The following is a 26,318-nucleotide window of genomic DNA, read 5'->3' as shown; positions in this document are numbered from 1 at the left end:
GAAAGAGGATACGATTTTTTCGTACCGTGATCTATTATTAGAAGAAAAAATGGAAAATCGCAAGGAAAACGGTTCCCGGAATTCCGAAGATAGCAATAACGACAATGTCAAAAAAGCTCCACGGCATATGGACAATATGCAGTAAATTGATGACGTAATATAACAGACCGCCCAAAATAATATTTCCAAGTAAAGGAAATACGGCACAGCTTAGGAATTTCCACAAAAGAAAAATACAAATAGCAGATGTAATGAGACCGACGATGCTGGCATCCATAATTTCCATAGAGAACCTCCCGATGATGAATCAATTTGATATATTTTAGTATTTCAAGAAATCTGATTAGTAAGGTGAGAAGCCCTGTAAAAAAGCATATGCTTCATGTATGTGTAAGTTGTCCGGTTTTTTACACAAAGCACACGCTTTTACATTTCTTTTCTATTTTCTACTGCGCCGGCCAATGTCATGCTGTCAGCATATCCTACGTCACCGCCGGCAGGAAGGCCGCGGGCAATCCGTGTAACACGGACAGAAAGCGGTTTAATCAGGCGGGACAGGTAGTATGCTGTCGCTTCGCCTTCTGTATTGGGGTCTGTCGCAATAATGACTTCTTTTACTGTATCATCGGCGAGCCTGTTTAAGAGCTCTTTGATTTTGAGCTGTTCTGGACCAATACCATCAAGAGGGGAAAGGACGCCGTGGAGAACATGGTACAAACCATGGTATTCATGGCTCTGTTCTAGTGCCTGCACATCCTGAGGATGCTCCACTACACAAATCACTGATGAATCGCGTCGGTTGTCACCACAAATCTCACAGGGGTCTGATGTAGCTAAATTACAGCAGATAGAACAATAGCAAATCTTATCCCGTGCAGAATGGATGACATTGATAAATGCGTCTATATCTTCTTTAGGACGTTCCAACATAAAGTAAGCAAGCCGTCTTGCCGTTTTTACACCGATTCCGGGGAGTTTGCGGAATTGTTCGGCTACAAGTTCTAAATCACTGTTCATCAGAACATGCCGCCGGGGAGACCAAGGCCGCCGGTGACCTTGCTCATACCTTTCTGTACCATTTCATCAGCTTTTTTGCCTGCTTCATTGACAGCAGTGGTGATGAGATCTTCTAACATTTCCGGATCTTCCGGATCAATAGCATCTTTTGCGATTTTCAGGGAAACAATTTTTTTTTCGCCATTCATAATGAGAGCCACAGCACCGCCGCCTACAGAAACGTCAACTGTCTGCTGTTTTAATTCTTCCTGTATCTTTTGCATATCTTCCTGCATTTTACGAGCCTTTTTCAACATATTCTGCATCTGTGCCTTGTTGCCAAACATAAATAATTCCTCCTCGAAAAGCGATTGTTACCTTTTACAAATAAAACTTATAATTTCACATTCATTATTATACCGTATATCGGCAAATATAGTAAATTTGTCAAATTGGATCTATTTCTTTTCATAGATATCACAGTCGGAAAGAATTCGGAAAGCTTTTGCAAGTGCAGGCATATCTTTCTCATCGTCTGGGATTTCAGATTTTTCAACCAGTCGGTAATCACTATCTGCGGTTTCCGCCATCGGTTCCTTTTCAGTTTCATGAACCGATGCTGCGGAATCTGTATACATTTGCACTTGCCTAAGAGCATCTGCTTCATCGACAGTACCTTTCAAGATGGAATGGAATTCGACAGGAATTCCGATGGCATTTATGAACGCATCTTTGATTGTATTCTGATAGCCTTTATTATTTCCTGCGAGAACAAGGTAAGGCTGGGAGGCTACTGCAATAGCCCGGGATTTACTTAACAGGATCAGACTGCTTTTTTGAAGACAGTATAAAATATCAATGCGATGGTTAATTTCAAAAAATGCCAGTACCTTTGCCCATATATCATTATAGGTCGAGGGATCCAGAAGTGTTTCACCAATTTCATGGCTGGTTTCAGCCTTCTTTTCTTCGGGAGATTTTTTTGGTTTACAGGGAAGAGACGGCTTACTTTTTGTGGCAGGTTCCATTTTTACCGGTGTTTTATCAGCAGGAGGGGGCGGTACCACTTCCTTTGGAGAATCCGGGCAGGTGGTTGTACTTGCCGCAGGGGCGGGGGTAAGTGCTGTAGGTGTGACGAGAGGTATAGAAATCGTTGGGGGCAGTATGGCGGGTGACGGAGCAGCGGGTATAGTTTCGGTTTGCGGGAGCGTGCTGCTTTTCATAAGTACAGATACGTTTTTTTCCAATGCTGTGATCCGTTCTTCTAAACTGTCCAATGCCTGTGAACCACGGAGACGGCATAGGCGGAGAAGTCCCATTTCAGCACTCATGCGGGGAGATGAACTTCTGTTAGCTTCAGAAAAAGAATGGTGGAGAGAATCGAAAAGTGCGTCCAAGTAAGCATCACTTAATTCCTGAGCATCTTTTTGTATAACAGAAATCTTATTTCCATAAGCAGATAATTCCGGTGCGTTTGGATTCACTTTGCAGATCATAATACTTCTGAAATGTTCCAGTAAATCAGAAAGTATAGCGGAAGGTTCCTTTCCGTCTTGGAGAATCTTATAAAAAAGCTGAAGTGTGGCACTGCTTTTTCCACACACAATCATGTGGAACAAATCTATAATCTGTTCTTTGTCCGTAAGGCCTAGAAGATCATAGACTATTTCTGCAGAAAGCTCATTACCTGCTGATGCGCCGGAACATTGATCCAAAAGAGACAGCGCATCACGAAGACCGCCTTCTGCGCGTACAGCAATTAAAGCAGCCGCTTCAGGGGTGAGAGAAAGATGGCTTTCTTGGGAAATGTGCAGTAAATGTTCCTTGATGTCATTTACAGAAATACGGTGGAATTCATACCGCTGGCAGCGGGATAAAATTGTAAGCGGAATCTTGGCAGGTTCTGTGGTGGCAAGGATAAAGAGTACATGGGCCGGAGGTTCCTCCAAAGTTTTTAGAAGGGCATTAAACGCTTCTTTTGTCAACATATGGACTTCATCAATGATATAAACCTTTTTATTCCCCGCTACAGGAAGAGTACGAACCGATTCGCGAAGTACGCGAATTTCATCAACACCACGGGCAGAAGCGCCGTCTATTTCATAAACATCCATACTGGCGCCGGTATTAATTGATTTACAGTTAGCACATTCATTGCAGGGATTGCCATTTTTTAAATCAAGGCAATTTACTGCTTTGGCAAGAATTCGTGCCATACTTGTCTTTCCTGTGCCACGGGGGCCGGAAAACAGATAGGCATGGGCAAGGCGGTTTTGTTCAAATGCGCGAAGAATGGGAATGGAAATATGCTTTTGCCCGATTATTTCTTTAAAAGTGCTTGGGCGCCATTTTCTGTATAGTGATAGGTAAGCCATTGAACCCTCCTTGGACAAGGAATAACAGCCTTTAATAGAAAGATGTATAAATTAATTATACCAAAAATAACATAAAAAAAGACTTTACAACTCTCATTTATGACAGCCTTCAGAATACACCGTGGCACATAGAAAGGGCCACTTACTGCTGCTTCCTCTCGGACCTGACAGGATTCATGGGATTCCATTGCACGGGACCCGAAGACTGCCATAAATCAGAACTGTAAAGCCATGTGCTGTTATTATACTATACGGACTTTATTTTGCAAAATATTTTATTTCTGAGAGCTAATCCAAGCAAAATATTTTTGTTTTGATTGAAAAAAGCGTGATAATTTAAAAGAATATAACCTTTTCTAAATGACAATTTTCAGGAGGAAATGGTAGAATAATATAGAATTCATTTCTGAAGGAGGAAACGACATGGAATACCGTATTGAACATGATATGCTGGGAGAAGTGAAGGTACCGGCTGATCATAAATGGGGAGCTCAGACACAGCGGTCTTTTGAAAATTTTAAAATCGGTAAAAATAAAATACCTGAAGATATTATTCGTGCTTTTGCCATACTGAAAAAGTGCGCCGCCATAGCGAATAAAGAAGCCGGAAAATTATCAGTTGAAAAGCAGAAGGTTATTTGTGAGGTTTGTGACGAAATCATTGCGGGAGAGTGGAAAGAAGAATTTCCACTTGTTGTATATCAGACCGGATCCGGTACACAGAGCAATATGAATATGAATGAAGTAATTGCACATATTGCTAATGAAAAATTGGGGAGCAAAAAAAGTGAAACCCGTATTCATCCCAATGACGATGTGAATATGTCCCAGTCATCTAATGATACGTTCCCGACAGCTATGCACATCGCTGCTGTGGAGACACTTCATAACAAACTGTACGGACCATTGAATCATCTTATTGAGATTTTTGAGGAAAAAAGTAAAAAGTACATGCATCTTGTCAAAATCGGACGTACCCATTTGCAGGATGCTGTCCCTCTTACTTTCGGGCAGGAAATCTCCGCATGGAAAGTGATGCTGGAAAAGAGCCGTGATATGCTTCATGATTCTGAAAAATACCTTCTTGGGCTTGCTATCGGAGGGACTGCGGTAGGAACAGGTCTGAACAGCCCGAAAGATTTCGGTGAAAAAGTATCTGCTGCTATTGCGAAAGAAACGGGATTGCCCTTTGTTTCCGAAAAAAATAAGTTTTATGCCCTTACCGGACGGGACGATTTTGTTTTTGCCCATGGCGCTCTTGAGGCGCTTGCCATGGACTGCATGAAATTCGCTGATGATATCCGTCTCCTCGGCTGCGGACCCCGTGCAGGATTAGGGGAAATCACACTCCCTGCTAATGAACCGGGATCTTCCATTATGCCCGGTAAAGTAAATCCCACGCAGTGCGAAGCCTTGACGATGGTAGCTTGTCGTGTTCACGGCAATCAGGCAGTTGTTTCCTTTGGGGCTTCCCAGGGGCGATTTGAACTGAATGTATTTGCTCCTGTTATGGCAGAAGCCTTCATCGAATCAGCCGCTATTCTGGGTGAAGCCATCCACTCTTTTGATATCCATTGTGTGGAAGGTATGCTGGTCAATGAAGACAGGATGGCTGAATTGGTAGAAAGATCACTTATGCTTGTCACTGCGCTTTCTCCGCATATCGGTTACGAAAAATCCGCAAAGATTGCCGAAACTGCTTTTGCCGATAACAGCTCCTTGAAAGAAGCTGCTTTGAAACTGGGCTACGTGACAGAAGAAGATTATGATCGCTTTGTCGTGGCAAGAGATATGACCAATTTGGACAGATGATTTGCTTCATAGAATTGTGAAGAACTGTCCTGTGTAATCATAGGCAGTTCTTTTTTATCGTAATTTTGCTGAAAAATTGTAAAAAAGATTTTGGGAATGGTGCTTTTTGAATAATTGACGATATAGATATTCATTCATATAATAGTGAAAATAGGAATATGTATTAAGAAGGATTTTTTATGGTTGCATATACGGAATTATTTTCTTCTTTTTTAAGAAAGAATCAAATTAAGCTGAATGAACCCATGAGCCGTCACACAACATTTGGTATCGGTGGGGCAGCGGACTGTTTTGTTATGCCTGAAACGATAGAGGAGCTGCAGAAAGTCATTGTGGAGGTCACTAAAGCGAATGTGCCGTTTTTTATTCTTGGGGGCGGCGCAAATTTGCTTGTTCGTGATAAAGGAATCCGCGGTGTAGTGATTTATACGGGACGGCTGCAGTCTATTATTCATGAAGGAAACCGGCTCCGTGTAGCTGCGGGTGTTTCTACGGCAAAGGCTGCCAAGGCGGCAATGGAGTATGGCCTTTCAGGGATGGAATTTGCCGCCGGTATTCCCGGAACTATAGGTGGAGCGGCGTACATGAATGCTGGTGCGTATAACGGGGAGATGGCAGATATTGTGGTGTCTGTTCTTTCCTGTAATCGGAATGGGCAGTTGTCTGTTTACAATAAATCGAAGCTTCATTATGATTACCGCCACAGTCTTTTTATGGAGAATGGTGAAATAATTGTGGAAATTACAGTGGAGCTTGCACCTGGTAATATTCATGACATAGAAGTAATGATGGAAGAGTTTAATCGCCGCCGCCGCATGAAGCAGCCGTTGGAGAAGAAGAGTGCAGGAAGTACGTTTAAGCGTCCTGCTGGATATTTTGTGGGGCAAATGATTGAGGAGATGGGACTAAAGGGATTTGCCGTAGGTGATGCAAAGGTAAGCATGAAACATGCTGGGTTCCTTATCAATGACGGACATGCGTCCTGTACGGATATGATGAACCTGATTTCTGAAATTAAGCGCCGGGTTTTTGATGGGTATGGTGTGGAACTTATGACGGAAGTGCAAATTGTAGGAGAAGAGTAGTTTTGTCTTGTAAGGATTGGACAGGCTGCCTGCGGACAGGGAGAATCGTATGGATGTTTTAGCATTTACAGGACCGCCGGGATCAGGGAAAAGTGACCGTGCACTTGTGGTAGCTTATGAAAATAAAGCTTCTTGTATTATCGATGATGGGATCCTGATATATCATAATCGTATTGTGGCAGGAAAGTCGGCAAAAAGGGAAGCCAGCCGTTTAACGGCGGTACGCCGCGCGCTTTTTTGGGATTCAAATCAGGCGGAAGATGTAATTTTCCATATTATGAAAATCAATCCGGAGCGTATTTTAATCCTCGGCACATCTGACCGTATGGTTCAGAAGATTGCTGCAACACTTAAGCTTCCTGCACCTTCACGGTATATTCATATCGAGGATGTGGCAAAACCTGAGGAAATTGCTCAGGCAAATTACGCACGCCATAAGGAAGGAAAGCATGTTATTCCTGTGCCGACGATGGAGCTGCGCCCCTATTTCAAAGGATACCTTGTAGATCCGCTTCAGTTTTTCCGCAATCGCAGAAGTGTAAGGGGAAAAACGAAGGGCAATGAAGAGCGATCTGTCGTCCGTCCGGTATTCAGTTATTATGGAAAGTTGTCTTTTTCAAATCATGTTATTGAAGCACTGGCACATTACGCAGTGCGTGATCTGAGAAAGATACATATCAGCCATATTTCCAGTGTGAAAAGTACAAGCCAGATGAATGGTATCATTTTGTCTCTTGACGTAACGGTCCGGCAGGGAACGCCGCAGGAGATCAAGAAACTGATTCACCTGATGCGTGACAAGATTCAGCGTGAAATTGAGCATACCACGGGTATGGCTCTGGATACAATTAAAGTCAATATCATAACTGATGTAACAGGATGAGTGGGTCTGCGCCGTAAGGGGCAGGCTTTTCATTTTCAGGAGAATGGGGGCGGTTATGATATAATTAAATATCATGGTTATACTTGGAGGACTATTTTGAAAGAAGTGTCTTTTGATAAGAAATATTTTATAGAAACCTATGGCTGCCAGATGAATGAAAGCGATACGGAACGTATCAGCGGGCAGCTGGAAGAGCTTGGCTATGTGCCGGCGGATATATTGGATGATGCCGATGTTGTTATTCTGAATACCTGCAGTATCCGGCAGAATGCAGAAGAGAAAGTATATGGCAAAATTGGAGAGGTAAAGAAATTAAAGGGGAAGAAGCCCGGTGTCCTTTTGGGGATTGCCGGATGCATGGCGCAGGAAAATAAAGGAAAGCTTATTGAGCGTATGCCGGTGATCGATTTTGTTATTGGACCATACCATATCCATGATTTAAAGGATATTGTTTCCCGCAGGGGGGCAGAAGGTTCGCATGTGGTCATGACGCAGATGAATCCGAACCGCGTGAATGATTACAGTGAACTTCATTCTGTGAGAAAAAGCCGGATTTTTGCTTGGGTACCTATTATGCAGGGATGCAATAAGTTCTGTACTTATTGTATTGTGCCTTATGTCCGCGGCAGGGAAACAAGCCGTACGATTGATGATATTTGTCGTGAGATTGAGAAACTTGCCCGAGAAGGGTATAAAGAAATCACTCTTCTTGGTCAGAATGTCAATTCCTATGGACTTGATTTTCATGATGGTACGGATTTCGGCAGTCTGATTCACGCCATTGACAAGATTGACGGAATTAAGCGTGTTCGTTATATGACGTCTCATCCCAAGGATATGACTTTTGGAATGGTGGATGCTATGGCTGCTTCACCCAAGGTGGTGCGCCATATGCATCTTCCCGTTCAGCATGGGGCGAATGAAATACTGCGGCGGATGAACCGCGGATACACAATTGAGCGTTTTAAGGAGCTTCTAAAGTACGTCCGGGAAAAGATGCCTGGCATCACTGTGACGACTGATCTGATCACTGGATTTCCTGGCGAGACGGAGGACATGCATGAGGAAACGCTTACACTCCTTAAAGAAATGAAGTTTGATTCAGCCTATACCTTTATTTATTCTCCCCGCAGAGGAACTCCTGCGGCGCGTATGACAAATCAGGTGTCTGATGCTGTCTGCCACCGCCGTTTGCAGGAAATCATGAATGTGGAAAATGAAATCAGTCTTTCTCTTAATAAGGAAATGGAAGGGAAGGTGTATACTGTCATTGCGGAAGGGGAAACAAAACAGAATCCTGATAATTGGTTCGGTCGTACATCAGGCAATAAGATGGTTATTTTTCCTAAGGCAGGGTCTCTTTCTGTGGGCGACATTTTGAAGGTGCGTGTAGATACGGCGCAGACCTGGATATTAAAAGGAACTATTGTGGAGTGATACAGATGGCAGCTAAATCTCCTTTGATGGAACAATACAAGTCTATTAAGAATGAGCACAAAGACGCATTTCTTTTTTATCGGCTCGGTGATTTTTATGAGCTTTTTTATGACGATGCAGTAACTGTTTCTCATGAATTGGAATTGACGCTGACGGGGAAGAATGCGGGCCCTGAAGGAAGAGTTCCTATGTGCGGGATTCCGTATCATGCGGCAGAAACGTATATTTACCGGCTTGTACAGAAAGGCTATAAGGTTGCCATTTGTGAACAATTGGAGGATCCGAAAAAAGCGAAAGGCTTAGTGAAGCGTGATGTGATTCGTATCGTTACGCCGGGAACGATCCTTTTTGAAAATTCTATCGCCGATAAATCCAATAATTATCTTGCTTACCTTTATGAAACGGATAATGACATTGACGCGGTACTGGCGGATATTTCCACAGGGGAATGCTGGTGGGGAATTTGGGATAAAAAGAAAGAACGGGAAGCATTTTTTGATATGCTGTCTGTTTATGCACCGACAGAAGCAGTATGCTCTTTAAGTGATAATTTTTATGGGAGACTGGAAGCTTACTGCCGGGCGCGTCTTGGAGGTTGTCTTCTTACCCGGCGTGGAGAGGAGGGGGATTATCCGGTTCCCCACGTGGCGGAAGCGTTAGGAGATGAAAATATCCGCTGTGTCTTTGCATGGCTGGCAGCATATCTAAAAGAAATGATGAAGGCTGATGCAGCAGAGTTTCATACGGTGATGCCTATTCGTGAAGAGGATTGCCTTTTACTCGGAGAAGACTGTTTACGGAATTTAGAAATCACGCGAAATATGCGTGATGGAGGGCGACGGGGAACGCTTCTTGAAATATTGGATCACACCCATACTGCCATGGGGGCACGTCTGTTACGCCGTTGGTTGGAACGCCCGTTGACGGATGTGAATCGAATTATTCAACGACAGGATGGTATTGAAGAACTGACGGGGCATACGACGGAACTTTCCCAACTGGAAGAAATGCTGGAACATGTTTTTGATTTCGAACGTATTTTAACCCGCATTGAAGCAAACACGACATCCCCAAAGGACTTACTGGCACTTAAGGCATCTCTCGGGATGATTCCCGAAATAAAGAAACTGCTTTCCGGCACAGTTTCAATAGTCCTTAGAAAATTGTCCGATCAAATGGATATCCACAGTACGGTCTATGAGCTTTTGGATCGTTCTATGAATGAAAACGGTACGGGAAACATTCGTGACGGCAAGTATATAAAAGAGGGATATTCTGCGGAACTTGATGAGGTTCGTTCCCTTTCTGAAAACAGCAGGAAATGGATTGCCGATTTGGAAGAACGAGAAAAAGAAAAAACAGGGATTAAACTGAAAATCGGATTCAATAATGTGTTCGGGTATTATTTTGAAATTACGAACGCCAACAAGGTGCCGATTCCTGAGTATTATATGCGCAAGCAGACACTTGTCAATGCAGAACGGTATATCACACCTGAATTGAAGGAGTTTGAGACAAAAGCGCTTTCAGCAAAAGAAAAAACAGAAGAACTGGAATTGAAAATTTATCAGGCTGTCAAGGCGGCTATCCGCCCTGAAATTGCTGCTATGCAGAGGACCGCAAAGGCTCTTGCGGCGCTGGATTGTTTGACGGGGCTTTCCCGGGCGGCACTGAAAGACCGTTATGTCCGTCCACAGATTACAAACAGCCGTGAAGGGCGTATTTCTATCCATGACGGACGTCATCCGATGGTGGAACATGCCCTGAAACGAGAGATGTTTGTGCCGAATGATACAGAGCTTAACCATACGGATCAAGAAATGATTATTATTACCGGGCCCAATATGGCAGGCAAGTCTACCTATATGCGTCAGGTTGCAGTACTTACGATTATGGCGCAGACCGGCTCTTTTATTCCCGCAAAAAGTGCATCATTTGCACCTGTGGACCGCATATTTACACGAGTGGGTGCGGCTGATGACATCTCTACGGGACAGAGTACATTTATGGTGGAAATGAAAGAAGTCTCTCATATTCTTTGCAATGCTACGAAGAACAGTCTTATTCTTTTGGATGAAATAGGACGCGGTACGAGTACTTATGATGGAATGAGTATCGCACGGGCAGTGGTGGAGTACCTTAATAGCAAGGTGCATGCGTATACTCTTTTTGCTACTCATTATCACGAACTTTCAGATATGGCAGCAGAAAATGAACATATCAAAAATTATACGGTTACCGTTAAGGAGCGGGGAAAAGAGATTACATTTCTCCGTCGTATTGTTCCGGGGAGTGCTGATAAAAGTTACGGCATCCATGTGGCACGGCTGGCAGGACTTCCTGAATCGCTCCTGAAGCGGGCCGATGAAATACTGGAAGGGCTGGAAGTGGAGGGAATAAAGGAAGAGCCTGCTGCTCCGGTTATAAGAAGAGAAACTGCTCTTAATTTATTTTCTTCACCGATTATAGATGAACTGGCGGATTTGGATGTCATGAGCAAGACACCCATCGAGGCGATGGAGATTTTGTTCAGGCTTAGTAAAGAAGCAAAGGAGGGGCGCTAATGTCATTAATACATATACTTGATGAAGTTACTTCGAACCAGATTGCTGCGGGGGAAGTGGTAGAAAGACCAGTCAATGCGGTAAAGGAATTGGTGGAAAATTCTATTGATGCCGGTGCCCACATGATTGAAGTGGAAATAGCAGACGGGGGAATGACATATATCCGTGTTACCGATGATGGCAGCGGCATGACGAGGGAAGATGCGAAATTGTCCGTGATCCGCCATGCAACCAGTAAAATTTCCAGTGTTGAAAATATTTATCATATTTGTTCCCTTGGATTTCGCGGGGAGGCTTTGCCAAGTATTATGTCTGTATCCCGAACGACAATTACCACAAGACGGGCGGAAGATATGGAAGGAACCGCTATTGATGTGACAGGCGGAGCGGTGGAAAAAATTAAAGGTGTGGGTGCACCTGCAGGAACTACAGTGGAAGTACGTGAACTGTTCTACAATGTGCCGGCAAGAAAGAAGTTTTTGAAATCAGAACGGACGGAAAGCAGTCGGATTAATACAATGATTGGTAAATTGGCACTGGCAAATCCCGATATTTCTTTTACTCTTATCAATAATGGACGTACTGTCATTGAGACACCGGGAAACGGGCGCCTGATGGATGTGATTTCTGCATTATACGGGGTGAAGGTGACCGGAGAAATGTTAGAAGTGGAAAGTGAAGGGGAAGACTCTGTTATGACAGGAATGATTTCTAAGCCTTCTCTTTTGAAAAGCAGCCGTCAGAACCAAACGATTATTATTAACCGCCGTGTGGTGGAAAGCGCCGTAGTGACGAAGGCGGTAGATAATGCCTATCATTCCCTGCTGCCTAAGAACGGCTATCCGATTATGGTGCTGACATTCACCTTGCCGCCTGAAAGTATCGATGTAAATGTTCATCCGCAGAAGAGAGAAATTAAATTTGATGATGAGCAGAAAATATTCCGTCTTGTTTACCACGCAGTTCTTAATACGCTGACATCCCAATCTGCACCTGATTCTATTGTGAAAGATATGATCAAAGAACCTGCTCATCAGGTACCGTTGGGAACGGAACTGGACTTGTCAAAGGTGGTGGTGGAAGATAAGCAGCTTGGTGCGCATGATATCGGACTCACTGAAGCGGACGGAGTCGTGCAGAAACCGCAACCGTCTGTGCCGGTACAGTCTTCATGGAACGAATCTTTTTCTTCTTATGGAAATCGTGATTTTCGCAAATCGGAACATGCTGTATCCCGATCAGGAACTGATTTTGAAACAAAACAAACCCGATCAGAAATTTTATCGACAACACCCGTTTTTATAAAACCACATGAAGAGTCGATGAAAGCGGAAAGTGAACCGCTTTTTGAAGTACCTGCTGAAAAAGATGATCCTGTCATTCCTTTGGGACAGGTGGCGGACTGCTTTATTCTGTGCCAGCATGGGAGCGATTTATTTATTATTGACCAGCATGCTGCCCATGAACGGGTAAGGTATGATCGTTTTGCTGCAAAGACTGACGGAATTCCGGTTCAGGCAATTCTAATTCCTTACCTGATTGATGTGGAACCGGAAGATATGGATCTTCTTTTTGAGAAAGAAGAAGAGATTAAAAAGTTAGGAATTACTTTTGAGCAGGCAGGTCGTGATGTCATCCGAATTACAGGTGCGCCGGAAGACTTTTCAGAAAATGATATGGATCGTATTATTAAAGATTTGCTTTTTACTTTCCATGATGAAAACATGCCTTCTCCTGAAACCCTGCGTCATCGGATGATGGCTTATGCCGCCTGTCGTGGTGCAATTAAGAGAGGCGATCCGCTTAATGTACGGCAGATGAAGGAACTTATTACTGATCTGTTCCATACCACGCGGCCATTCGTTTGTCCCCATGGTCGTCCGACCATTGTGAAATTTACACCTGACGAACTGGGGCGCCTCTTTGACAGAACATGAATATAGCCGTCACCACCGTTTTAAAGCCTGATGCAGATTCTCTTCGGCGTGCAAGGAAAAAGGCGGAAGACTTGCGAACCGCTTTTTATGAAAGAGAAAAGAACCTGTTCCATATGTCAGAAAAATATGGAGAGGAAGGCTTTCTGGTTTATGGAAAGAAACCGGTATTCTTCTGGTCAAAAGAAGGAACTTACCGGTTTCATTTGGGGACGGCAGTTCTTCGTATTTTTGAAATGCGAAAAGGGCATGGAGACAGGCTGTGCAATCTTTTGCCGGGAGACTGTACATCTGTACTGGACTGTACCTTTGGACAGGGCAGGGATTCTGTCATTTTAAGCTGGTATCTGCGGAAATGCGGAGAAGTTATTTCTCTTGAACGGAGCCGTCCTCTTTATGAAGTGGGGAAAGAAGGTCTTGCTGCATTGTCAGGACAAGATGGAGAAATGACGGAAGCTTTACGGCGTATTCAGCTGCTGCATGCCGATTTTCGTGGATTTTTAGAAACAGCAGCGCCAAATTCTTTTGATGTAATTTACTTTGATCCTATGTTTAGGTATCCTGTAAAACGGAAAGAAAATAGTATAGAAGGATTTCGCAGTGCCGCGGTTTATGATCCTTTGACAGAAGATATTTTACAGTTTGCAATGAGAGCAGCCAGAAAAAAAGTAATAGTGAAAGAGAGGCCGTTTTCTGCGCTGTTCCGTACAGGATTATTTACAGAAATTCACGGTAAAAGAGGACAGACAACCGCTTATGGAGTGATAAAACTATGAAGAAAGAAAAACTGCTGACCATTCTTGGACCTACGGCAGTTGGTAAGACGGAGTTGTCAGTCTATTTAGCAAAAATTCTGGGCAGTTCCATCATTTCCGGTGACGCTTTTCAAGTATATCGCGGTATGGATATCGGTACAGCGAAGGTAACGAAAGAAGAGGCGGATGGAATTTTCCATTATCTGGTAGACTGTATGGAACCTGCAGAATCATATTCAGCCGCTATATTTCAAGAGAAAGCGCGGGAATATATCTCTAAGGAAAATAAAAAGGATAAAATTCCTATTCTTATCGGCGGTACAGGTCTTTATGTGCAGGGACTTTTGGAAGGATATGTCTTTTCACCAAAAGTAGAAGGCCGAAGCAAGTGGTACACTTTTTATAAGATGCAGGGGAAAGAGGGATTGGCGGACGCGTTTAAGAAACTTCTTCCTGAAGAGGTAATTCCTTTGGATCCCCAACGTATGGTACGGCGGTTAGAGCTTGCTGATGCAGGGCAAAGCCTTGTAACGGATAGAGCGGAGCATCTCGTATATGACGGACCTGTTATAGGTATTACTATGGACAGATCGGTTTTATATGATAGAATAAATAAGCGAGTCCATCAAATGATTGAAAGAGGACTCAAGGAGGAAGTTGCGGCTCTTCTTACTGCAGGCGTGCCTGAAAATTCACAGGCATTCAAGGGGATTGGCTATAAAGAGATGATTCCCGTTCTTCACGGTAAGTATTCCCTTGAGGAAGCGGAAGCGCTCATTGCAAAGAATACACGTCATTTTGCCAAAAGACAGCTAACCTGGTACCGCCGCATGCCTTATATCCATTGGGTAGAGCGGACAGATACGGACACATGGCTCAGGGAAATAGAAGCGTATGTGATTTCATGGATCAGAGGAGAATCAGAATGGAAGGGAAAATGAATCTTCAGGATACGTTTTTAAATGAAGCGAGAAAAGAAAATGTACCGGTCAGCATATTTCTTTTAAGCGGAGTACAACTCAAGGGTAAAGTTAAATCATTCGACAGCTTTACAGTGCTGCTTGTGAGCGAAAATCGTTCACAACTTATCTATAAGCATGCTATATCTACAATTCAAAGGATCTGATTATTTATAATGAATACACAATTACAGAAGGTGCGGCAGGAAGCTCTTATGCTCTGCGCACCTGTTTTTCATAAGATGGAAGAAATTTCCTTATTCAATATGCAAAAAGTACTAGAAGCTTTTCGCAAAAACCATCTGTCGGCTTATCACTTTGCGCCATCTAACGGATATGGTTACGGTGACCCCGGCAGGGAGAAGTTGGAGGATGTCTGGTGCGATATTTTTCATGCGGAAGCGTCTTTGGTACGGCCCCAGTTCGTTTCGGGTACTCATGCGCTGGCGACGGTTCTTTTGGCGCTTTTAAATCCCGGTGATACCATGGTTTCCGCTGTGGGAAGTCCCTATGATACGATGCAGAGTGTTATTGGGATTACAGGCGATGCACCCGGCAATTTGAAAAAGCGCGGTGTCCGGTATAAAGAAGTGCCGCTCAAAGGGAATGCATATGATTTGGATGCCATTGCCGCGGCGGTGGATGAAAATGTAAAGCTGGTGGAAATACAGCGGTCCCGTGGTTACATGCTTCGCGATTCCTTATTTCCTGAGGATATAAAAAAAATTGTCGATACGGTCAAAGCAAAAAATCCTGATACGATTTGTTTTGTAGATAACTGCTATGGTGAATTTACCTGTAAAGAAGAACCAATCGAACTCGGTGCGGATATTACGGCAGGTTCGCTCATTAAGAATGCTGGCGGCGGATTTGCTCCTACCGGAGCATATATCTGCGGTAAGGCAGATCTGGTGGAACTTTGTGCCCATGCATGGACGGCTCCTGGGCTTGGCTCTGAGATGGGATCTTATGCAGCCAGCTATCGGCCGTTTTTCGAGGGACTTTTTATGGCACCGCATGTAACACGTCAGGCCATGATGAGTGCCGAATTCTGTTCATCCGTATTTAAGATACTCGGATTTTCAGTAACTCCTGAACCGGGACACTTAAGAACAGACCTGATTACAGCGATTACATTAGACACTGAGGAAAATATGTGCCGCTTCGCGGAAGCCGTTCAGAGCTGGTCGCCTGTCGATTCTGATGCAACACCGATTCCCGGTCCCATGCCGGGATATGTAGATCCTATTATCATGGCTGCCGGTACTTTTGTGCAGGGGTCAACCATAGAAATGTCGGCAGATGGTCCGGTGCGTCCTCCATACATTATGTATTTTCAAGGCGGACTTGTATTTGAACATGCTCTTCTTGCCGTCATGGGGGCAGCAGAAAGAATCATAGAAAGTCAAAATGAATTGTAATTAAGAGGACTGCTTTGTAGTGGGCAGTTTTTTCTTTTAACAAAGTATGATTGCTTTTTTACGTATGCTAATGTATAATGGACTTCACTTATGGGACTATAGCTCAGCCGGTCAGAGCGCTTCGTTGACATCGAAGAGGTCTTCAGTTCGAATCTGAATAGTCCCACCACAGAACTTCCAATTCTTATGAGGCGGAAGTTTTTGCTTTCAAGGAGCAGATTATTCGGCTTTTATATACTTCATAATTCTTTTCTTGATTGTCCAATTTGCTACTGCAATTTGGTGAAAATAAAAATAAGATTTAAAATGATGTGTCTTTTGATTTAGAAAGACGGGCATAATGTCTGTTTGACAAATAACAGGAAACTCGGTTTATTATCTGCCTGAAGATAGTGGTAAATAAGTTTACTCACTGAGAAATCAATGTCGGTAAGATGCTGATAAATTATTGACAAAACAGGGGGTGATAGATATACTTATAAGGTAACTTGCGGCCCGGTGGTGTAGTGGTCTAACATGCCGCCCTGTCACGGCGGAGATCGTCAGTTCAAATCTGATCCGGGTCGCCAAGTGCGGAAGTAGCTCAGTGGTAGAGCACAACCTTGCCAAGGTTGGGGTCGCGGGTTCGAGTCCCGTTTTCCGCTCCATATGGCGGCATAGCCAAGCGGTAAGGCAGAGGTCTGCAAAACCTTTATCTCCGGTTCGATTCCGGATGCCGCCTCCATATTTTAGATGAAAGTTCCATGAACCTGCCGGGGTGGCGGAACTGGCAGACGCAAGGGACTTAAAATCCCTCGAATCGTGAGATTCGTACCGGTTCGATTCCGGTCCTCGGCACCAAAAACAACTGTTGTGAAATTTCGCAGCAGTTTTTTATTGCTTATTTCTAAAATGGATTTGTCTGTGAGTTATTTTTAACTGACTGATCAGTAAAACAACTTATAATCATTAGTGCATGATGTCGCGCTTTGTCATAAATGAGATGAAGCGGTCCGTGTAATATCTGCAGTAGTGGCATGGATAAAATCAATCAGTGCTCTTGCCGATAAAAGAATCTGTTGACCCCGTTGGCCGGCACTGATACTGATTTGTTCATGAAACAGACAGGAACTGTCTATATAAGTAGAAAATTGTTTCTTCATTCCTATCGGTGAACATCCGCCTCTTACATATCCGGTGAGAGCGGGAAGGTCTTTTACATGAATCATTTCAAGAGTTTTATTTTTACTAATTCGGGCGGCTGCCTTTAAATCTAGTTCCTTTGAGGATGGCAAGCAAAAAATAATAGGGCCGGTTCTATCGCCTTTTGTCACGATGGTCTTAAAAACTATGGCGGGGTCATATCCGAGGGCAGTAGCAGCGTGGGTGCCTGACAGATTACTTTCTTTGTATTCATAAGATCTTGCGATGTATGGTATTTTTGCCTTATCAAGTATACGCATAACATTGGTCTTCTTTTCTTTACTCATAAAACCTCCTGCTTAGAACATACGCGCGTGCAAAAGCATTGTCAATCAATTATTGCTGATTTTATGCAATGTTGATATAAAATTTTAATGGGGGTTTTTATACAATTACTCTTCTTTGTGGAATCATTTGGGCGATGGATTTGATTGTCAGAATTGAGAGAGATTTTATGGAAGAGCGCTTACCCACAACAACTTGACACCGTCAGTCCCGGCAGACATTATACTTAAATTTTACAACTCGGGATATAATAAGGTTATATTGCGACAGGTTTGCGTACGTGAATCTGCATTTTTCATTCATGCAAACAAGGAGATTAAAATGATCATTGGGAATGCGGAACATCTTTCTGCTTATAAGGCACAGCTGTCTGAAGAACTTTATGATTGTCTGGAGAAAATGGCGGCCTATGGGTTTGAAGACCTGCCTGACGGGAAATATGAGATTAACGGTTATAAGGTGGGGGTAGAAACTTCAATGACGGAGCCGGCTGATAAACGTAAATTGGAAGGACATCAAAGGTATATCGATATAGTTTATGAAGTTGATGTGGAAGAGGAGCAGATTGGCTGCCGGTCTGTTTGGGAAGCCGGAAAAGTGACTGAATCTTATGAAGATAGAGATTTATATTTTTTCGCGTCGGAAGGAGAAGAAAGCCGTGCGTATCTTCATACGGGAAATTTTGTGATTTGTTTTCCCGAAGATTTGCATAGGCCTCTCTGCATGGGAGCGAAAGGGCCTTGCAGAATCAGGAAGGCGGTTCTAAAATTTCCGTTAAATAAATTATGAAATGGGTGAAATATATAGAATCTTACATTGACCGATAGTCGCCATTTTGGTATTATAGTTAATACGGACAGCATTTTGACTGATGGTCGTGTTTTGGAGTTTTATTTAAGGAGCAGCTTTTAAAATGACCGTAAGGGGGAGACGAATGAAGTATAAAAAAGTGCTGGCAGCTGTCATGGCGGTCAGTGTAGTTGTTTTATCGGCAGGTATGTTTACAGGATGCGGTTCAGCAAAGAGCCAGCAACAGCAAAGTTTAAAGGTGACGACATTTAGACCGTTTAAATCAGATACGCCGATCATGAGGGAATATACAGGCTCTATTACGGCATTGCAGGAGGTTCCTGTCCGCGCTAAGGTATCAGGGACAGTTGTTGAAAAATATATTACCGGCGGTCAGCATGTAGAAGTGGGGCAGGCCCTGTATCGTATTGATACAAGAAGTTATGCATCTGCATTGGCTGCGGCACAGGCATCTGCAGCACAGGCGTCTGCTACTTATGAAAATGCGAAAAAGGATCTGGCCCGTTATGAACAGCTGGTTAGCAGTGGTGCTATTTCAAAACAGGCATATGACGGACAGAAATCATCTACAGAAGCCTATCGGGCTGTTTATGAAGCGGCTCAGGCGCAGGTACAGATTGCTTCCGATAATTTAGGTGATACGATTGTGACAGCGCCATTTTCAGGCACACTGTCTATGGATGATGTGAACATAGGCACTTTTGCAACCGCAGGTACGACGGGACTTGTTACCCTGTCCTCTTCTGATCCGCTTTATGTGCAGTTCGACATGTCCGAAAGCGAGTATTTGCAGCTTACTCGTCAGAAAAATATTACGGAAACTTTAGGAAGTGAATTAAAACTCCGCTTGTCAGATGGATCCATTTACAGTGAAACCGGTAAAATCGTACAGGTCAGTCCGGGACTCAACGGCGGTCAGCTGACGATGAAAGCATCTTTTGCTAATCCTAATAATCTTCTTATTCCGGGGATGTATGCAACCATTGTTTCTGATGCTGAGTTAGCACAGGGAAGTATTCTCGTTCCGACGAAAGCCCTTATCCAACTTTTAAATAAAGATATGCTTGATGTGGTAGTGGATGGGAAGGTACAGCAGAAAGCAGTCAAGGTTGGTGCAACTTATGGATTATATACAATTATTGAAAGCGGCATTGATGTGACTGATGAAGTTATCGTAGAAGGTCAGAACAAAGTGCAGATTGGCCAAGCGGTAGAAGCGGTAGAAACGACCAGAGAAGAAATGGAAGAATCCGCAACCAAGGCTGCTGCAGATCAGCATGGTCTTGCGAAGTAAGGAGGGGACATGGCTAAGTTTTTTATCAATCGTCCTATCTTTGCAATTGTTTTGGCGCTCGTTATTTCTATCGCCGGTATGCTTTGTATTTTTACCCTGCCGGTTGACCGATATCCGAAGATCACACCGCCCCAGGTTTCTGTAAGCGCTGCTTATCCCGGTGCCGATTCGGAGGTTGTGGCGCAGACGGTGGCAGAAGTCATAGAAAAGAATGTAGTTGGTGTAGAAGATCTTGATAGTATCAGCTCGACAAGTAACTCGAACGGTTCTTATTCGTTGACGGTACAGTTTGTCTCAGGGACAGACTCCGATATGGCAACAATTCGTGTACAGAATGGGGTTACATCTTCTGAGGCGGCGCTTCCTGATACAGTTCGCTCTATCGGCGTAACGACACGTAAGTCTTCCAGCGGAATGGCACTTGTTGTCAGTTTGCTCTCGCCAAAGGGGACTTATGACGAGACATTCCTCAAAAACTATTTCAGTATGAACTATGTTGATGAGCTGAAATCCATTCCCGGTGTAGGGAGTGTACAGGAATTTGGTTCTGATTTCGGTATGCGGATCTGGCTTGATCCCGCAAAAATGGCACAAAATAAAGTCACCGCATCGGAAGTTATATCTGCTGTCAGCACACAGAACAGACAGGTAGCGGCAGGTAATGTGGGGACGGCTCCGGTGGACAAGAATCAGGCATTCCAGTACATTGTTACCGTGCAGGGGCGTTTAGCCACAGCAGAAGAATTTGGGAATATAGTCATTCGTACAAACAGTGACGGCAGTATGCTCAGAATGAAAGATGTGGCCCGCATCGAACTGGATGCAAAGAACTACGATTTTATTGCCCGTTCCGGTGACCATGAATCTGCAGCGGTAGCATTCTCACTCACTGATGATGCAAATGCTATTGATACGATTAACAAGATTAAGGCTAAACTTGCTGAAGACAGCAAGTCTTTTCCTGCAGATATGACTTATCGTATTTCTATGGATAATACGGATTTCATTTATGCGTCCGTTAAAGAAGTTCTTCAGACCTTTTTTGAAGCACTGCTGATTGTAGCAATGATTGTTTATATATTTTTGCAAAATTGGCGATCTACCCTTATTCCCATGATCGCCGTCCCTGTATCGTTATTTGGTACTTTTGGCGCTTTTGAGGTACTCGGTTTTACAATCAATACGCTGACACTTTTTGCCATGGTTTTAGCAATTGGACTGGTTGTCGATGATGCAATTGTTGTCATTGAAGCTGTAGAGTATGAAATGCGGTATAACAATTTACCGCCGAAAGACGCTACAGTTGCGGCGATGGAAAAAGTGCAGAGCCCGGTTATCGGGGTTGCTATCGTACTGGCTGCTGTATTCGTCCCGGTTGCCTTCCTTGGCGGGATTATGGGTATTCTCTATAAACAGTTTGCCCTTACTATTGCGGTTTCCGTGTTGATTTCTGCCTTTGTGGCTTTGTCCTTGACGCCGGCTCTTTGTGCAGGGATGCTCCGTCATCATAAGGAAGGCGCAGAACGGGGGGAGCTGCAGAAATTCTGGGATAAATTCAATGACTGGTTCGATCGTATGATTGAAATTTATGGTCATAGTCTTGAAAAAATGGGACGCGTGATTATAGCGCCCATTGGTGTCCTCATTGGATTGACCGTTGCTTCTGTTGTTATGTTTGTTGCTCTCCCGACTGCTTTTTTGCCGGAAGAGGATAATGGCTACTTTATTGGGGCTATTTCGCTGCCGGAAGGTTCTGTCAATATAAGAACCAATGCGGCAATTAAAGAGTTTCTGGCCTATATGGGTAAAGATGATGCTGTAGAGCAGACTTTTGGTGTTACCGGCTTTGATATCCTTTCTGGTGGTCAGAAACCCAATGCGGGACTTTCTTTTATTAAACTGAAGCCCTGGGATGAGAGAAAAGGCGCTGCTTCACAGGTGGGAGCGCTTATTGGAAAAGCGGCAGCCTATAATGCCACACACCCTGATGTAAATATTATGGCATTGAATCCCCCTGCTATTCCCGGGCTGGGCAGTTCCGGCGGGTTCTCCATGTATATCCAGAATAAGAATGGCGATTCCAATGAAAATATGCAGCGGGTTATAGGGCAGTTCCTCGGAGCGGCTAATCGAAGACCGGAAATAAAGATGGCTTATACCACTTTCCGTATGGATACTCCTTCATATAATTTTGATATAGATCGTGAAAAGGCTTTAAAAAATGGTGTGGCGCTGGGAGATATTTTTACAGCCTTACAGGTCTATTATGGGTCTGTCCAAATTAATGATTTTACTGCCTATGGACGTAACTTTAAGGTGGTCGCCCAGGCTGATGTGGATTATCGTATGGATCCTTCGGCGAATAAGTTCCTGACTGTGAAAGACTCCAGCGGGAACATGATTCCTATCAGTACTTTTATCACACCGAAAAAATCTAATGCAATTTCCGTTATTACCCGTTATAATAATTTCCCTGCGGTTAAAATCAGCGGTAACCAGGCAGACGGATATTCTTCCGGACAAGCGTTGGACGCATTGGAAGAAGTGGCAGCGGAAGTACTTCCTACCGGATATAGTTATGCTTTTGTGGAAAGCTCGGCACAGGAGAAAGAAGCCGGCGGGAAGACGATTTATGCCTTGGCACTGGGGATGCTCTTTGTATTCCTCTCTTTGGCGGCATTATATGAAAGTTGGAAAGTTCCTTTTGTCGTACTCTTTGGTATGCCGACCGGCTTCTTCGGAGCCTGTCTTGGCGCCTGGATGTTTAATGTATATAATGACATTTATTTCCAAATCGGTTTGTTAACCATCATAGGGCTTGCCGCCAAGAATGCGATTCTCATTGTAGAGTATGCGAAGGTTCGTACAAATGCGGGCATGGCGCCGCTTAAGGCTGCAGTGGAAGCATCTAAGATCCGTCTGCGTCCTATTCTGATGACTTCCCTTGCTTTTATTTTGGGAAACGTTCCGCTGGCCCTGTCAACAGGTGCGGGTGCGAATTCCCGTTCCGAAATGGGGATTGCCGTGGTATTCGGTGTTCTTTCTGCGACAGCATTTCAGATTTTTATCGTACCAATGTTGTTTATTGTTATTGAAAAATTTCATTTTGGGGGCTTTCGTAAGAAAAAACTGGTGACTGAAGAAGACTGAGATTTCCCGGATGTGAAATACCTTTCCGCAGCGAAAATGATTTTCCTGGAGAAAGGTATTTTTGCTTATAAAGCGAGGATAGAAAATATGATATAATGATTGGGTAAAATTTTATTATTTGGGGTATGAGTAAGAAAGGGAATATATGATGAGCCAAGTATTTGTAAGCGGACATAAATCGCCTGATACGGACAGCATTGCCGCTGCCCTCAGCTATTCTTATTTAAAACGCCGGTTAGGCATGGATGCTGTGGCCGTTCGTGCGGGAGAAATCAATAAAGAATCCAGATTTGCTTTGGATTATTTCGATCTGGAAGAGCCGATGCTCGTGACTTCCGTAGCAAGAAAAAATCCGGAAGATGAAAAACAGAAAGTGATTTTAGTGGATCACAATGAATCCAAACAAACAATCGATGGTATGGATGACGCGGAAGTCCTGGAAATTATTGACCATCATCGTTTCGGGGATTTCGAATCGGAGAATCCGATTTTCATTCTTGTTCGTCCTGTCGGTTGTGTGAATACGGTCATTTATGGATTATATAAAGCGAATCATATAAAGCCGTCCCGTGAAATCGCGGGAATCATGCTCTCCGCCATTATATCCGATACAGTCCTTTTCCGTTCGCCGACAACGACAGAAGAAGATAAAGAAACGGCGAAAGAACTGGCTGAAATTGCGGGAGTGGATTATGAGGCTTATGGTATGGAAATGCTGAAAGCCGGTGCGGATATTTCCGATTATCCTGCTGAAAAATTGGCACGGAACGATACAAAGGAATTTAGCGCGGCAGGAAATGTATTTACTGTCGGACAGATTTCCGTTATGAATGTGGATCCGATTAATGAAAAGAAAGCAGAAATCATGAAAGTGCTGGAGGCGATCAAAGCTGAAAAGGGCTATGCAGCTTCTTATCTCATGGTAACAGATATCTTGGCGGAGGATACATTCTTGTGGTTCACTGAAGGTGCGGAAAGCATTGTAGAGAAAGCATTTGCCGGTAAGCCTGAAAATGGAGTTGCCTATCTTCCTCATGTTATGTCCAGAAAGAAACAGGTAACTCCGCCACTTCTGAAAGCATACGGCGAATAATTTTGAGCGGAACGAAGAACTCATACATGGCATTCGTCATATATGAGTTTTTCTTTTATAAGGGGCGTTTGGATGAGTTATCTTGATACTTTAAACGAAAGACAGCGTCAGGCTGTTGAACAGATTGAAGGACCCGTGTTGATTATGGCAGGTGCCGGTTCGGGTAAAACTAAAGCGTTAACCTGCCGCATTGCTTATATGCTGGAGCAGGGAATACGGCCGCAGAATATCCTTGCTATCACTTTTACAAATAAAGCGGCACAGGAAATGCGTGAACGTGTCCATCATCTGGTAGGGGCGGAAGCGGATAAACTGTGGATGTATACATTCCATTCTTTTGGTGCGCGTTTTTTGCGGCGGGAAATCAATAACCATCCGCCGTTTACTGATAAATTTACGATTTATGATTCTGATGATTCCAAACAGATGATTAAGAATATTCTGAAGGAATTAAATCTGGATGATAAACAGTATCCGCCAAGAAATATACAGGCCCGTATTTCTGCCGCAAAGAATGCACTCCAGGGGCCGGAATCATTTCGCGCGGAAGCCAGCGGTAATTTTTACAACGAAAAGATTGCTGATGTCTATGATTTGTACGATAAATATATGAAACAGAACAATGCACTCGATTTTGATGACCTTCTTTTTGCGACAACAAAACTCTTAGCTGATGAAACGATACGCAGACGTTGGCAGGATCATTTCCACTATATTTTAATTGATGAATATCAGGATACCAATCATGCGCAGTACCTTATGGCAAAGTATATCGCAGGCAAATCTCAAAATATTTGTGCCGTAGGTGATGCGGATCAGAGTATCTATTCCTGGCGTGGAGCCGATCTGCGGAATATCATGGATTTCCGTGAAGATTATCCTTCGGCTCAAATTATTAAGTTGGAGCAGAATTACCGTTCGACACAAACAATTTTAAATGCGGCCAATGCGGTTATTAAAAATAATGTGGAACGCTTGGAGAAGCGGTTGTGGACAGAAAATAATCCAGGTGTTCATCTGCAGAAATATGCTGCTTCTGATGAACATAATGAGGCGGATTTTATTGTAGAGTCCATGATGAAAGAACACGGGGAAAATCATGTCCCGTATGGGAAAATGGCGGTTCTTTATCGTATGAATGCCCAGTCCCGTGTGATTGAAGAAAGCATGGTAAAGCGCGGTATTGCTTATACCATGGTCGGCGGAACAAGATTTTATGACCGTGCGGAAATAAGGGATATGCTGGCGTATCTTAAATTGGTGGCCAATTTTCGTGATGATATCAGCTTGATGCGTATTATCAATGTGCCCCGACGTGGTATCGGACAAACAACCATGCAGAAGTTAAGTGAGTTTTCCAAACAGGGAAATATGTCCATGTTTGAGGGAATCATGTCACTGGAAGAGTCTGATATCCCCGTGCCAGCAAGAACCAAACTCCAAAAATTCAGCGCCTTGATTTTTAGTTTCTTGAATGCTTCCACGGAAGGCGATGTATTTACACTTATTCAGAAAATTATGACTGATACGGAATATCTGTCGGTTCTCCAGCAGAGCAGTGATCCTCAGGCACAGAGCAGAGAAGAAAATTTGGGTGAACTGCTGAACGTGGCAAAGGATTTTACACAGGAGCAGCCGGAAGGAGGACTTCCGGAATTTTTGGAAAAGGTCGCTCTTGTAAATGACGTAGATTCCTTTGAAGAACAGGATGATAAAGTGACTTTAATGACTATCCATAGTGCCAAGGGATTGGAGTTTCCTATAGTTTATATGGCAGGTATGGACGAAGGCATCTTTCCGGGGGTACGTTCTTTGATGGATGAGACGGCTTTAGAGGAGGAGCGTCGCCTTTGTTATGTGGCGATTACAAGGGCAAAGGAAAAGTTATATCTTACCACATCTGCTGTACGAACGATGTACGGGCAGGTGAAACCTTATGTAGAAAGCCGCTTCCTTAAAGAAATCCCTGTCGATTTGTTGGATGAAATCCGCGGGAATAGCAGTGAGGCAAAGAGACGTACTCTAATCAGGAGTAATAATGAGCAGAAGAGCAAATGGGCATTGTCCTCTGCGGGAATAATGAATAAGCCGGTGGCGAAAAAGAGTGTAAAAGCAAGGTTCGACTGGCAGGTCGGAGATAAAGTGTCTCATCGTATGTGGGGAAAAGGACAAGTTGCAGAGGTAACAGGGAGCGGAAAGCATATGATGTTAAAACTCATCTTCCCCAATGATCAGATTCGTCAGGTTATGGTAGCTTTTGCGCCAATCGAAAAAGAGGAATAA

The 26,318-nt window shown here is 43.7% G+C and carries 20 protein-coding genes, 5 tRNA genes and 1 other RNA gene; 20 read left to right on the top strand and 6 right to left on the bottom strand.

The annotated features are described in order from the left end of the window. Positions 1-37: 37 nt before the first annotated feature. From GCWU000321_RS01745 to ffs, 5 genes are all read right to left on the bottom strand, one after another. Positions 38-286: a hypothetical protein gene (locus GCWU000321_RS01745; RefSeq protein WP_007069348.1), complete on the bottom strand. Its 249-nt coding sequence runs from the start codon at positions 284-286 to the stop codon at positions 38-40. A gap of 140 nt (positions 287-426) precedes the next feature. Next, entirely contained in the window at positions 427-1,017 is a 591-nt protein-coding gene (gene recR / locus GCWU000321_RS01740; RefSeq protein WP_007069347.1) for a recombination mediator RecR, read from the bottom strand. Then, positions 1,017-1,343 (bottom strand): YbaB/EbfC family nucleoid-associated protein, encoded by a 327-nt coding sequence (locus GCWU000321_RS01735; protein WP_007069346.1) that lies wholly within the window; start codon positions 1,341-1,343, stop codon positions 1,017-1,019. The genes recR and GCWU000321_RS01735 overlap by 1 nt, the downstream gene beginning before the upstream one ends. A gap of 111 nt (positions 1,344-1,454) precedes the next feature. Then, positions 1,455-3,371, bottom strand: a complete 1,917-nt coding sequence (dnaX, locus tag GCWU000321_RS01730; RefSeq protein WP_007069345.1) for a DNA polymerase III subunit gamma/tau — start codon at positions 3,369-3,371, stop codon at positions 1,455-1,457. Positions 3,372-3,435: 64 nt separating this feature from the next. Continuing rightward, positions 3,436-3,652: signal recognition particle sRNA large type (gene ffs, locus GCWU000321_RS09335), an RNA gene on the bottom strand. 142 nt (positions 3,653-3,794) lie between these two features. Between ffs and fumC the strand changes: the two genes are divergently transcribed. The 15 genes from fumC (at position 3,795) to GCWU000321_RS01655 (ending at position 17,061) form a co-directional block, all read left to right on the top strand. Continuing rightward, positions 3,795-5,183 carry a class II fumarate hydratase gene (gene fumC, locus GCWU000321_RS01725; protein ID WP_007069344.1) on the top strand — a complete coding sequence of 463 codons (1,389 nt, stop codon included), beginning with the start codon at positions 3,795-3,797 and terminating at the stop codon, positions 5,181-5,183. Positions 5,184-5,362: 179 nt separating this feature from the next. Then, positions 5,363-6,268, top strand: coding sequence for a UDP-N-acetylmuramate dehydrogenase (gene murB / locus GCWU000321_RS01720; RefSeq protein ID WP_007069343.1), 906 nt, complete (start codon positions 5,363-5,365; stop codon positions 6,266-6,268). A 49-nt stretch (positions 6,269-6,317) separates the two neighbouring features. Next, positions 6,318-7,151, top strand: coding sequence for an Asp23/Gls24 family envelope stress response protein (locus GCWU000321_RS01715; RefSeq protein WP_007069342.1), 834 nt, complete (start codon positions 6,318-6,320; stop codon positions 7,149-7,151). A gap of 96 nt (positions 7,152-7,247) precedes the next feature. After that, a complete protein-coding gene (gene miaB / locus GCWU000321_RS01710; protein WP_040381741.1) occupies positions 7,248-8,588 on the top strand; it encodes a tRNA (N6-isopentenyl adenosine(37)-C2)-methylthiotransferase MiaB in 1,341 nt (446 codons plus the stop codon). Positions 8,589-8,593: 5 nt separating this feature from the next. Next, a complete protein-coding gene (gene mutS, locus GCWU000321_RS01705; RefSeq protein WP_040381089.1) occupies positions 8,594-11,152 on the top strand; it encodes a DNA mismatch repair protein MutS in 2,559 nt (852 codons plus the stop codon). Then, the gene (gene mutL / locus GCWU000321_RS01700) at positions 11,152-13,089 is read left to right on the top strand and encodes a DNA mismatch repair endonuclease MutL (protein WP_007069339.1); all 1,938 of its coding nucleotides are present in this window, start codon (positions 11,152-11,154) and stop codon (positions 13,087-13,089) included. Before mutS ends, mutL begins: the two co-directional genes overlap by 1 nt. Beyond that, positions 13,086-13,862 (top strand): class I SAM-dependent methyltransferase, encoded by a 777-nt coding sequence (locus GCWU000321_RS01695; RefSeq protein ID WP_007069338.1) that lies wholly within the window; start codon positions 13,086-13,088, stop codon positions 13,860-13,862. Before mutL ends, GCWU000321_RS01695 begins: the two co-directional genes overlap by 4 nt. Further along, positions 13,859-14,782 (top strand): tRNA (adenosine(37)-N6)-dimethylallyltransferase MiaA, encoded by a 924-nt coding sequence (miaA, locus tag GCWU000321_RS01690; RefSeq protein WP_007069337.1) that lies wholly within the window; start codon positions 13,859-13,861, stop codon positions 14,780-14,782. Before GCWU000321_RS01695 ends, miaA begins: the two co-directional genes overlap by 4 nt. Then, positions 14,767-14,967, top strand: a complete 201-nt coding sequence (hfq, locus tag GCWU000321_RS01685) for an RNA chaperone Hfq (RefSeq protein ID WP_007069336.1) — start codon at positions 14,767-14,769, stop codon at positions 14,965-14,967. The genes miaA and hfq overlap by 16 nt, the downstream gene beginning before the upstream one ends. Positions 14,968-14,976: 9 nt before the next feature. Beyond that, the gene (locus GCWU000321_RS01680; RefSeq protein ID WP_007069335.1) at positions 14,977-16,221 is read left to right on the top strand and encodes a methionine gamma-lyase family protein; all 1,245 of its coding nucleotides are present in this window, start codon (positions 14,977-14,979) and stop codon (positions 16,219-16,221) included. Between the two features lie 92 nt (positions 16,222-16,313). Then, positions 16,314-16,390: transfer RNA gene (locus GCWU000321_RS01675), tRNA-Val, on the top strand. Between the two features lie 323 nt (positions 16,391-16,713). After that, positions 16,714-16,790, top strand: a tRNA-Asp gene (locus GCWU000321_RS01670). A 3-nt stretch (positions 16,791-16,793) separates the two neighbouring features. Beyond that, a tRNA-Gly gene (locus GCWU000321_RS01665) sits at positions 16,794-16,868 on the top strand. 3 nt (positions 16,869-16,871) lie between these two features. Next, positions 16,872-16,945: transfer RNA gene (locus GCWU000321_RS01660), tRNA-Cys, on the top strand. A 27-nt stretch (positions 16,946-16,972) separates the two neighbouring features. Beyond that, positions 16,973-17,061, top strand: a tRNA-Leu gene (locus GCWU000321_RS01655). A 131-nt stretch (positions 17,062-17,192) separates the two neighbouring features. Here GCWU000321_RS01655 and ybaK read toward each other — a convergent pair. Then, positions 17,193-17,690, bottom strand: coding sequence for a Cys-tRNA(Pro) deacylase (gene ybaK / locus GCWU000321_RS01650; protein WP_007069333.1), 498 nt, complete (start codon positions 17,688-17,690; stop codon positions 17,193-17,195). A gap of 319 nt (positions 17,691-18,009) precedes the next feature. On the opposite strand from ybaK, the gene GCWU000321_RS01645 reads away from it, so the two are divergent. The 5 genes from GCWU000321_RS01645 to pcrA all read left to right on the top strand — a co-directional run bounded on the left by GCWU000321_RS01645 (position 18,010) and on the right by pcrA (position 26,318). After that, positions 18,010-18,477, top strand: coding sequence for a NanQ anomerase/TabA/YiaL family protein (locus GCWU000321_RS01645; protein WP_040381087.1), 468 nt, complete (start codon positions 18,010-18,012; stop codon positions 18,475-18,477). Positions 18,478-18,622: 145 nt separating this feature from the next. Beyond that, entirely contained in the window at positions 18,623-19,792 is a 1,170-nt protein-coding gene (locus GCWU000321_RS01640) for an efflux RND transporter periplasmic adaptor subunit (RefSeq protein ID WP_007069331.1), read from the top strand. A 9-nt stretch (positions 19,793-19,801) separates the two neighbouring features. Next, entirely contained in the window at positions 19,802-22,942 is a 3,141-nt protein-coding gene (locus tag GCWU000321_RS01635) for an efflux RND transporter permease subunit (RefSeq protein ID WP_007069330.1), read from the top strand. Between the two features lie 148 nt (positions 22,943-23,090). Beyond that, complete coding sequence (locus GCWU000321_RS01630; protein WP_040381739.1) at positions 23,091-24,035, top strand: manganese-dependent inorganic pyrophosphatase; 945 nt, start codon at positions 23,091-23,093, stop codon at positions 24,033-24,035. Positions 24,036-24,107: 72 nt separating this feature from the next. Then, the gene (pcrA, locus tag GCWU000321_RS01625) at positions 24,108-26,318 is read left to right on the top strand and encodes a DNA helicase PcrA (protein ID WP_040381084.1); all 2,211 of its coding nucleotides are present in this window, start codon (positions 24,108-24,110) and stop codon (positions 26,316-26,318) included.

This window comes from Dialister invisus DSM 15470 (assembly GCF_000160055.1).
Lineage (GTDB): Bacteria > Bacillota > Negativicutes > Veillonellales > Dialisteraceae > Dialister > Dialister invisus.
The sequence above is the reverse complement of the archived record's forward strand: the minus strand, read 5'-3'. Positions and strand labels throughout refer to the sequence as shown.

Excerpts from the sequence above, each read along its gene's own strand:
- GCWU000321_RS01645 (WP_040381087.1), top strand. The coding sequence starts at position 18,010 with ATGATCATTGGGAATGCGGAACATCTTTCTGCTTATAAGGCACAGCTG.
- GCWU000321_RS01635 (WP_007069330.1), top strand. The coding sequence starts at position 19,802 with ATGGCTAAGTTTTTTATCAATCGTCCTATCTTTGCAATTGTTTTGGCG.
- mutL (WP_007069339.1), top strand. The coding sequence starts at position 11,152 with ATGTCATTAATACATATACTTGATGAAGTTACTTCGAACCAGATTGCT.
- GCWU000321_RS01735 (WP_007069346.1), bottom strand. The coding sequence starts at position 1,343 with ATGTTTGGCAACAAGGCACAGATGCAGAATATGTTGAAAAAGGCTCGT.
- GCWU000321_RS01715 (WP_007069342.1), top strand. The coding sequence starts at position 6,318 with ATGGATGTTTTAGCATTTACAGGACCGCCGGGATCAGGGAAAAGTGAC.
- GCWU000321_RS01640 (WP_007069331.1), top strand. The coding sequence starts at position 18,623 with ATGAAGTATAAAAAAGTGCTGGCAGCTGTCATGGCGGTCAGTGTAGTT.
- murB (WP_007069343.1), top strand. The coding sequence starts at position 5,363 with ATGGTTGCATATACGGAATTATTTTCTTCTTTTTTAAGAAAGAATCAA.
- recR (WP_007069347.1), bottom strand. The coding sequence starts at position 1,017 with ATGAACAGTGATTTAGAACTTGTAGCCGAACAATTCCGCAAACTCCCC.
- GCWU000321_RS01630 (WP_040381739.1), top strand. The coding sequence starts at position 23,091 with ATGAGCCAAGTATTTGTAAGCGGACATAAATCGCCTGATACGGACAGC.
- pcrA (WP_040381084.1), top strand. The coding sequence starts at position 24,108 with ATGAGTTATCTTGATACTTTAAACGAAAGACAGCGTCAGGCTGTTGAA.
- GCWU000321_RS01745 (WP_007069348.1), bottom strand. The coding sequence starts at position 286 with ATGGAAATTATGGATGCCAGCATCGTCGGTCTCATTACATCTGCTATT.
- fumC (WP_007069344.1), top strand. The coding sequence starts at position 3,795 with ATGGAATACCGTATTGAACATGATATGCTGGGAGAAGTGAAGGTACCG.
- miaA (WP_007069337.1), top strand. The coding sequence starts at position 13,859 with ATGAAGAAAGAAAAACTGCTGACCATTCTTGGACCTACGGCAGTTGGT.
- GCWU000321_RS01680 (WP_007069335.1), top strand. The coding sequence starts at position 14,977 with ATGAATACACAATTACAGAAGGTGCGGCAGGAAGCTCTTATGCTCTGC.
- ybaK (WP_007069333.1), bottom strand. The coding sequence starts at position 17,690 with ATGAGTAAAGAAAAGAAGACCAATGTTATGCGTATACTTGATAAGGCA.
- GCWU000321_RS01695 (WP_007069338.1), top strand. The coding sequence starts at position 13,086 with ATGAATATAGCCGTCACCACCGTTTTAAAGCCTGATGCAGATTCTCTT.
- mutS (WP_040381089.1), top strand. The coding sequence starts at position 8,594 with ATGGCAGCTAAATCTCCTTTGATGGAACAATACAAGTCTATTAAGAAT.
- hfq (WP_007069336.1), top strand. The coding sequence starts at position 14,767 with ATGGAAGGGAAAATGAATCTTCAGGATACGTTTTTAAATGAAGCGAGA.
- dnaX (WP_007069345.1), bottom strand. The coding sequence starts at position 3,371 with ATGGCTTACCTATCACTATACAGAAAATGGCGCCCAAGCACTTTTAAA.